At 70.0% G+C, this 8443-nt stretch carries 6 protein-coding genes; 1 reads left to right on the top strand and 5 read right to left on the bottom strand.

Annotation, left to right across the window (positions count from 1 at the left end; genetic code table 11):
• Window positions 1–85: 85 nt before the first annotated feature.
• From ACLQ28_RS01915 to ACLQ28_RS01900, 4 genes are all read right to left on the bottom strand, one after another.
• The gene (locus ACLQ28_RS01915) at window positions 86–994 is read right to left on the bottom strand and encodes a hypothetical protein (protein ID WP_425684449.1); all 909 of its coding nucleotides are present in this window, start codon (window positions 992–994) and stop codon (window positions 86–88) included.
• A 10-nt stretch (window positions 995–1004) separates the two neighbouring features.
• The gene (locus tag ACLQ28_RS01910) at window positions 1005–1514 is read right to left on the bottom strand and encodes a SigE family RNA polymerase sigma factor (protein WP_425684448.1); all 510 of its coding nucleotides are present in this window, start codon (window positions 1512–1514) and stop codon (window positions 1005–1007) included.
• A 187-nt stretch (window positions 1515–1701) separates the two neighbouring features.
• A complete protein-coding gene (locus ACLQ28_RS01905; RefSeq protein ID WP_425684447.1) occupies window positions 1702–4710 on the bottom strand; it encodes a UPF0182 family protein in 3009 nt (1002 codons plus the stop codon).
• 96 nt (window positions 4711–4806) lie between these two features.
• The gene (locus ACLQ28_RS01900) at window positions 4807–5820 is read right to left on the bottom strand and encodes a YlbL family protein (protein WP_425684446.1); all 1014 of its coding nucleotides are present in this window, start codon (window positions 5818–5820) and stop codon (window positions 4807–4809) included.
• 184 nt (window positions 5821–6004) lie between these two features.
• On the opposite strand from ACLQ28_RS01900, the gene ACLQ28_RS01895 reads away from it, so the two are divergent.
• Window positions 6005–7231, top strand: coding sequence for a zinc-dependent metalloprotease (locus ACLQ28_RS01895; RefSeq protein WP_425684749.1), 1227 nt, complete (start codon window positions 6005–6007; stop codon window positions 7229–7231).
• A 364-nt stretch (window positions 7232–7595) separates the two neighbouring features.
• Here the strand turns inward: ACLQ28_RS01895 and ACLQ28_RS01890 are convergent, their stop codons facing one another.
• A complete protein-coding gene (locus ACLQ28_RS01890) occupies window positions 7596–8204 on the bottom strand; it encodes a hypothetical protein (protein WP_425684445.1) in 609 nt (202 codons plus the stop codon).
• Between the last annotated feature and the right edge of the window lie 239 nt (window positions 8205–8443).

Raw genomic sequence — 8443 nt, 5'->3', positions numbered from 1 at the left:
GTCGGCTCGTTAACCGTAGCGCACGACCCCCTGGCCCCGCAAAACGACATCCGAATCCGCCGGATCGCGGTCCGGCACGCCGACGTCAGTCAAGCCACGCCTCGATCGCGGCGACCGCTCGGCGACTGTCCGCGTCGACCTGTGTCCGCGGGCTGGACCCGGTCTCCCAGCCGATCTCCCAGAGGACGGTCACGACGTCGCCGACCCGGATCGCCCGAACCAACCGGGCCTCGTCCCCGCCGGTCGGGTCGCCGTTGATGTCCACACTCGGACTCCGCATCTCGAACAGCACCGACTCGTCGCCGTACCCATCGGTGCTGAGCAGTCGCTGCTTGCTCAGCACCGACTTGTCGCTGGCCGGCTTCTCCTGCTCCGGGCAGTCGCGCACCGCCCGGCGCAGCTCGTCCAGCGCGTCGTCGGCACGCCCGCTCCGATAGATGGTGATGGTGTGTGTGTAGGTGCCGTCCGGGGCATTCCCGTCAAATTTTTCTTCCGGCAGTTTGTAGACCAGGGACCGGGTACGACGCTGCACGACCGCCGCCTCGCTCGGGTAGCGGGCGCCGCACAGGCCCGGCAGCACATCCCGATCCAGAAACTTCGGCTTGGTGTCGGTCCGGTTCGCCGGCGGGAGAGTGAAGAACGCCCGATCCGGGATGCTGACCGGAGTCAGCGGTGGCGACGCGCTGGTGACACGCGGAGAGGCGGGGGTCGTACCCGGTGGTCGGCCAGGCGTGGTCGGCGGGGTGGACGGCGACGGCGAGCCGGCAGTCGCACTTGGCGCGGGGATCGTCGGTGTGTTGGCCGGCGGAGGTACGGTCGTTGGCGGCGGCATGGCGACCACCTGGGTGCCGATCACCACCCCGCCCACCACCAGCGCCACGGCGAGGGTGCCCCCAACCGCACGGAGCCGGGCCCTCCGGTCCGCCCGCCGCCGCAACACGTCGGGGACGCCCAGGTCACAAGAGTCGGCGGCGGCGGCGAGACGCTGATACATATCGGAAAGCTCACGCGACATTGTTGGCCTCCAATTCCACGTTGGCGAGCTCGGGCAGCAACGCGGCGAGCCGGGACCGGCCGCGGGACAGCCAGGACTTCACCGTGCCAACGGGCACACCGACCTCACGGGCGATCTCTTCCACCGGCATGTCGAACAGGTAGTGCAGGGCCAACGCCTGCCGATGGTTCGCCGGCACCTGGCGCAGAGCCTGGATCAACAGCACGCCGTCCTCGTTCGGCGGAGGGGCCGCCGGTGGAGGCCCCGCCAACCGCAGCGCACCGCGCAACGTGCGCAACCGACGCCAACGGTCGGTCGCCAACCGAGACACCACCAGCCGCAGCCACGCCTCGGGCGCGGGATGGGCCGCCAGCCGCCCCCAGTGCCGCCAGGCCCGCGTGTACGCCTCCTGCACCAGGTCCTGCGCCTCACTGTGGTCGCCGGCGACCGCATAGCCGTACCTCGCCATCCGCCGCGCGGTGCTGCGGTAGAAGTCATCGAAGCTCTGCGCGTCCCGCACGACTGATCCCCCTCATTCCCACCCCGTTGACCTGAGGACGGCGGACCGGTGTCACAGGTTGCGGTTCAGCCGGACCTTTCGGCGACGCGAGGCGCGGGGGCACACGTCCGGACACAGCGGAGCCCTCGCCGTCAGGACCGGGAGTGGTCCGACGACGAGGGCTCCGAGACGAACTCCCGGCGGCGGATCAGCCGCCGGAGCTCGGGCTGACACTCGGCGACGGGCCACCGCTGGGCGTACCGGCCGGGTTGGTGGCCTGCTGTGCCTGCTGGAACGCGGTCAGCGCCTCGTCCAGCGACTTGAGCGCGCGGCCGTACCGCTCGAAGTCGCCGGACGCCTGCGCGGCCCGGACCTCGGTGATCGCGGTCTGCACCCGGTCCGCGGCGGTGGCCAAATCACCGGTCGGCGGCGGGTTGCCGGTGCCGGCGCTCGGCGTCGCCGTCGGGGTCGGAGTGGGATTCGGAGTTGTCGGCGTCGTCGGGTTGCCCCCGGTGGTCGGGGGCGGCGACGTGCCCTGCCCGGCCTTCTTGCCCTGCTCGACCAACTGCTTGATGCCGTCGTTGATGTTGTCGGCGAGCGCCACGAAGGAACCGCCGTCACCGTAGGAGACCAGCACCTTCTGCAACAGCGGGTACGCGTCCTGCTGGTTGCTCTTCACGTAGACCGGCTCGACGTAGAGCATCCCGTCGGCGAAGGGCAACGAGAGCAGGTTGCCGAACTGCACCTGCGCCTGGTTGCTGGAGAGCAGGGTGAGCTGCGCGCGGATGTTGGCGTTGTTGGTCATCTGTTGGTGCACCTGCACCGGGCCGGAGATCCGGGTCTGATCCGGCAGCTCCAGCACCTCCAGCCGGGGCTTCCCGTCGATGTACGACCCGGAGATCAGTGCGGCGAGGTTCTGCCGGCCGTTCGGGGTGACTGCGGCAGTGAGCTGGAACCGCGGGCTCTCCTGCCCGGGGAACTGGGTGAACAAGTAATACGGAGGTTGCTTCTGGCCGCTGTCCGGAGCGTCCGGCACGTTGGGCACCTGCCAGAAGTCCTGAGCGGAGTAGAAGTCACCCGGGTTGGTCACGTGGAACTTGGTGAGCAGGTTGCGCTGCACCTTGAACATGTCCGCCGGGTAGCGCAGGTGCTCGGTCAGCTCGACCGGAATTTTCGCCTTCGGCTGGATCAGGTCCCCGCCGAACGCCTTGTTCCAGGCCTTGAGCACCGGGTCGGTGTCGTCGTACTCGTAGAGCTTCACGGTGCCGTCGTACGCGTCCACGGTGGCCTTCACCGAGTTGCGCATGTAGTTGACGTTTTCCCTGGCCAACTGGAAGGTGCCCCGGTTGGTCAACTCGTCGGTGGTCTCGGTCTGCAGGTTGACCCGCTCGGCGTACGGGTAGGTGGCCGCCGTGGTGTAGCCGTCGACGATCCACTGCACCCGACCGCCGACAACTGCCGGGTACGGGTCGCCGTCCAGGGTGAGGAACGGCGCGACCTTCTCCACCCGGTCCCGCGGGTTACGCACGTAGAGCAGCCGGGAGTCCTTGTTGACCGCCTCGGAGAGCAGGAAGTTCGACTCCTGCTCCTTGATGGCGTACAGCAGTCGCCGGGTGAAGGAGCCGATCTTGACGCCGCCCTCGCCGGTGTAGGTGTAGGACTCGCCGCCACCCTCGCCGACCGGCCGGTCGAACTCGGCCTTCTTGTTCGGGTCGGCCTGGCCGACGATCGCGTAGTCCTCGGCGGCCATCCGCTCGCCGTAGTAGATGCGCGGCTGCGTGGCCGGGATCTGCTCGGTCTGCGAGGAACACGCCTCCTGGGTCTTCTCACCGAGGAAGCCGGAGACGAAGAACGGCTGCCCGCCGCAGACCACCTGGTTGGCCGGGGCGGCCACCAGCCCGAACCCGTGGGTGTAGACGGTGTGCCGGTTGATCCAGGTGTTCTGCTGGTCGGTCAGCTCGCCGTAGTTGATCTCCCGGACGCCGACCACATAGTCGGAGACCTTCCCGTTCACCCCATAGCGATCGATGTCCAGCTTGGGGCCGAAGTCGTAGAAGCCACGCACCTGCTGGAGTTGGGTGTACGTCTCGCTGACCAACTGCGGGTCGAGCAGCCGCACATTCGACACCACCGAGGTGTCGGTGGCCAGATTCGCTGGTGGGGTGGAGTTGTTCGCCGCGAACGCGGTCGTCTCGGTGGCACCCAGCCCGAACGCCGCCCGCGTCGCCTCGATGCTCCGCTGGATGTACGGCGCTTCCTTGTCCTTGGCGCTCGGCTTGACCTCGAAGGTCTGCACCGCCCAGGGGTAGATGCCGCCGATGGCCACCGCGGACACGCCGAGCAGGGCCAGCGAGATCCCCGGCCAGACCAGGTTTCGCATCCAAGCGTTGGAGAACACGACGATCGCGATCGCCACCACGATCGAGATGTAGGCCAGGATCTCCTTCGCCGGCAGCAGCGCGTTGACGTCGGCGTAGCCGGCACCGTACAACTTGGCGCCCTCGTTGTATTCCAGCAACATCGCCCGCCGGTCCAGCACGTACGCGATAGCCTTCAACAGCACGAAGGCGGCGATCAGGCTGCTCAGGTGCGCGCGCGCCGCGTTGCTCATCCGGTCCCCGACACCCTGCAGGCGGACCCCGCCGAAGAGGTAGTGCACCGCGAGCGCGCCGATCACCGCCAGCACCACCGCGGTGAAGGCGACCCCGAGCAGGTAACGCCAGAACGGCAGTTGGAAGACGTAGAAGCCGACGTCCACCCCGAACTCCGGGTCCTTGATCCCGAAGTCACCGCCGTTGCGGAAGAGCAGCCACTGGTTCCACCGGCCCTGCGCGGAGATGCCAGCGAAGAGCCCGACCACCGCGGCGGTCAGCGCGATCCACGTGCCGAGTCGCGGGGTGAGCGCCATCCGATAGCGCTCCAAGGTCGCCTGCTCCACCGAGTGCGGACGCAGTCGCGGGCGCAAACGGTAAGCCAGCCACAGGTTGCCCCCGATGACCACCGCCATGCCGAGACCGATGGCGAGGAAGAGCAACAGCCGGGTGAGCAGAACACCGGTGAAGACCTCGGTGTAGCGGACCTCGTCGAACCAGAGCCAGTCGGTCCACGCCTGGACACCCCAGCCGAGCAGGGTGAAGAGCACGAACACCCCGACCAGGACAGCGATGGTGACGCGCCCGCGCCGGCTCATCCTCGGAAGGGGGCTGCTGCTACGCATGACCACTGTTGGCTCCGCACGCTCGATATGATCGGCTCCGACCAGGCACCCAGAGTACGGGGTATTCCTGAGCCTGTCGGGGCACGGTCACACCGGTCAACAGCGGGTCGGCTGACCCCCTGCGCGCAACGTCTCCAGGGCTGTCATCGCTTCGTCCAACGACCCCACCCGGAGCAGCGGCAGATCGGGCTGCGGATTGCGGACCGCCTCGGCGCAGTTGTCCGCCGGCACCAGGAAGACCTTGGCCCCGGCGCGCTTCGCGCCGACCAGCTTCTGGGCGATTCCACCGATCGGGCCGACAGTGCCCTCGTCGTCGATGGTGCCGGTGCCCGCGATGACCTGGCCGCCGGTGAGGTCGGCCGGGGTCAGCTTGTCCACGATCCCCAAGGCGAACATCAGACCGGCGCTCGGCCCGCCAATGTCCCCCAGGTCGATACCGAGGGTGAACGGGTGCGGCTGCTGCTGATCGATCTCGACGCCGATCCGCGGTCGGCCGTCCTGCTCACCACTTGTCACCTTCGCCGTGGCCGGCGCGCCGTCACGGGTGTAAGCGATGGTCAACGCCGTGCCGGCCGGCTTGGCCCGCACCAGCTCGGTGACCTTCGCGGCCACCGGCACCGGCTGACCATCGACCGAGGTGATCACGTCACCGGCCTTCAGCACCCCGGCCGCCGGGCCATCCCCGGCCACCGTCTTGATCACCACCTGCACCGGAAAGCCCAACTCCCGCAGCGCGGCAGTCTCCGCGCTGGTCTGCGACGCCTTGAAGTCCTCGGCGTTACGCTGCTCGACCTGCTCGGTCGACTCTCCCGGCGGGTACACCAGCTCGCGCGGCACCACCGCCTCGTCGTCGGAGAACCAGCCCGCGATCGCCCCGCGCAGCCGCACCGTGGGCTGCACCCCCACCGTGGTCAACCGCAACTGACCGGCGGAAGTCGAGGTCTCCCGACCGGAGACCTGGATGACCTCCTTACCGTCGGTCGTACCCAGGGTGTTGACCGTCGGGCCCGGACCGAGCACCACGTACGGGATCGGCACCCGGAGCACCCCGATGCTCAGCAGGGCGGTGAACAGGGCACCGAGCAGGACCGTCAGGCCGCGACGTCTCATGCCGCAGAGCGTACCGACCGGCCGGGAGCCGTCTGCCGGATGCGCCACGCGACTTCGCCCTCAGCGCAACGCCAGCGGCGGCGACCAGGGGCGCGGCCCGCGTACCGTAGACGTCGTGCCTGATATTCCGTTCGGTTTCGCGCTCCCGGGTGGGCAACCACCAGACCCTAACGATCCCGCGCAGATGCAGCAGTTCATGTCGCAGTTGCAGCACCTGCTCTCCGCGCCGGGCAGCGGTCCGGTCAACTGGGACCTGGCCCGGCAGGTAGCGGCCAGCCAGCTCGCGGCCGTCGGCGACCCGGCGGTGTCACCGTATGAGCGCAACGCGGTCGAGGAAGCGCTGCGCCTGGCCGACCTGTGGTTGGAGCCGGCCTCGGCATGGCCGTCGGGCATCCAGTCCCCGGTCGCCTGGAACCGCAATGAGTGGATCTTCAAGACGCTTGACGTGTGGCGCAAGCTCTGCGACCCGGTCGCCAGCCGGATGGTCGGCGCGATGGGCGACCTGGTGCCGCCGGAGGCGCGCGACCAGCTCGGCCCGATGCAGTCGATGGTGGCGACCCTCGGTGGCGCACTCTTCGGTGGCCAGCTGGGCCAGGCACTCGGTTCGCTCGCCGCGGAGGTGCTCTCCGCCGGCGACATCGGGCTGCCGCTCGGCCCGGCCGGCACGGCCGCGCTGATCCCGGCCAACATCCGGGCGTACGGCGAGGGCCTGGAGCTTCCCGAGGATGAGGTCCGCCTCTACGTGGCACTGCGGGAAGCTGCCCACCAGCGGCTGTTCCAGCACGTCCCGTGGCTGCGTGGGCATGTGCTCAGCGCGGTCGAGATGTATGCCTCAGGCATCCGGGTCAACCGGGAGGCGATCGAGGAGGCCATGGGCCGGGTCGACCCGACCGACCCGGAGTCGATGCAGGCGATCGCCCTCGAAGGCATCTTCACCCCGGAGGACAGCCCGGCGCAGAAGGCCTCGCTGGCCCGACTGGAGACGGCACTCGCCCTGGTCGAGGGCTGGGTGTGCCACGTCGTGGACAACGCCGCCAGCGACCGGCTGCCGAACGTCGTTCGGTTGGGCGAGGCGTTCCGCCGTCGCCGGGCCGCCGGCGGTCCCGCCGAGCAGACCTTCGCCGCACTTGTCGGCCTGGAACTGCGCCCGCGCCGACTGCGCGAGGCTGCGGCGCTCTGGGCCGCGCTCACCCAGCACCGTGGCATCGAAGGCCGGGACGCCGTCTGGGGCCACCCGGACCTGCTCCCCTCGGATGACGACTTCGCCGACCCGGTCGCCTTCGCGATGAACGACATGGACCTGAGCGAGCTGGACAGCTTCGACTTCACCGCTCCCGGTGGGGCAGAAGAGAAGGCCCCCGGCCAGCCCGACGAGGGCGAGGGCGACGCCAAGCCTGACGCCAAGCCCTGACGCCAGTGCCCGGGTGCCCGCTCTGCTCGACGGCGGGCATCCGGCGCGCAGGTGGTCTCTGCCTCGGGCCGACCGTGGCTCAGACCTGGCCCGAAGGGTGGCAGATCGACCATCGCTTCAACCCTGACCAGCGCGCGGTGCGCGGTTCGCATCAGTGACGGACTTGCGGGGCCCTGACCAGCGCGCGGTTCGCATCAGTGACGGACTTGCGGGGCCCTGACCAGCGCGCGGTTCGCATCAGTGACGGACTTGCGGGGCCCTGACCAGCGCGCGGTTCGCGTCGGTGACGGGCTCGTGGCCGGGCCCTGACCGACGCGTGGCTGAGCCGGGGTCGGACGCGGCCCTGGTTAGGCGGGCTAACTGGTCAGGCGGGTCGTCCCGAGCCCGAAAGAAGGGCGCGGGTCGCTTCCCAGCCCTCGAAGGCCGGGTCCAGCGTGGCCAGGTCGGCCGGGCCGCGCAGCCGTCGCCACCCGGCGGTGACCGCCACGTCCCCCGGTCGAGGAGCCCCGGAACGCGCGTCAGCTGGCACCGCCGTGTCCAAATCCAGCGGGGGCAGCCAGCCCGGCACGGGCAGTCGCACAGCCACCCCGAGCAGGCCTGAGCCGCCACCCTCGACCGGCGCCACCGCGACCGGCCGGGTGGTGAGCGGGCGCAGCAGCTTGCCGACAGTCAGTGCGGGCAGGTCAGGCACGTCAGCGGCGAGCACCGCCGCCTCGTCGTGGCCCTCCAACGCGGCGAACACGGCGTTCGGCGTCAGCTCGGCTACCTCGTACACGGCCGTACCGGGCCACACCAGCGCGTCGGCCAGAGCACGATCGGCCGGGGATACCGCGACCGCAACCTCCACCTCGTTGAGTGTGGCGAGCAGGTCGATGACGTCTTCTGCGAGAGCCGCTCGCCACTGGGCCCGGTCGACGCCGGGCGGCGACCAGCGGACCGGTCCGAGCAACGCCACCACCACTCGTCGTGCCACCTCCCGACCCTAGCGCCCGGCCCGCCCTGGCCCTGACCCCGCCCAGCCAGCCTTGACTCCGTCGACCCGCATCCCGACCCAGAGCGTCCCGCATCCCAACCCCGGCCCCGGCCCACGCCCCGGCCCGGCCCACGCCCACGCCCACGCCCACGCCCACGCCCACGCCCACGCCCACGCGACGATCGTGACCCGATCCAACCCGTCCCGGTCTGGGTCCGTGACCCGGCCTGACCCGACCC

It is taken from the genome of Micromonospora sp. DT201 (assembly GCF_049841575.1).
In the GTDB taxonomy this organism is placed as follows: Bacteria; Actinomycetota; Actinomycetes; order Mycobacteriales; family Micromonosporaceae; genus Micromonospora.
This window is presented reverse-complemented; position numbering and strand designations above follow the sequence as displayed.

Coding starts and splice junctions, on each gene's coding strand:
- ACLQ28_RS01915 (WP_425684449.1), bottom strand. CDS start 994: ATGTATCAGCGTCTCGCCGCCGCCGCCGACTCTTGTGACCTGGGCGTC.
- ACLQ28_RS01905 (WP_425684447.1), bottom strand. CDS start 4,710: ATGCGTAGCAGCAGCCCCCTTCCGAGGATGAGCCGGCGCGGGCGCGTC.
- ACLQ28_RS01900 (WP_425684446.1), bottom strand. CDS start 5,820: ATGAGACGTCGCGGCCTGACGGTCCTGCTCGGTGCCCTGTTCACCGCC.
- ACLQ28_RS01895 (WP_425684749.1), top strand. CDS start 6,005: ATGCAGCAGTTCATGTCGCAGTTGCAGCACCTGCTCTCCGCGCCGGGC.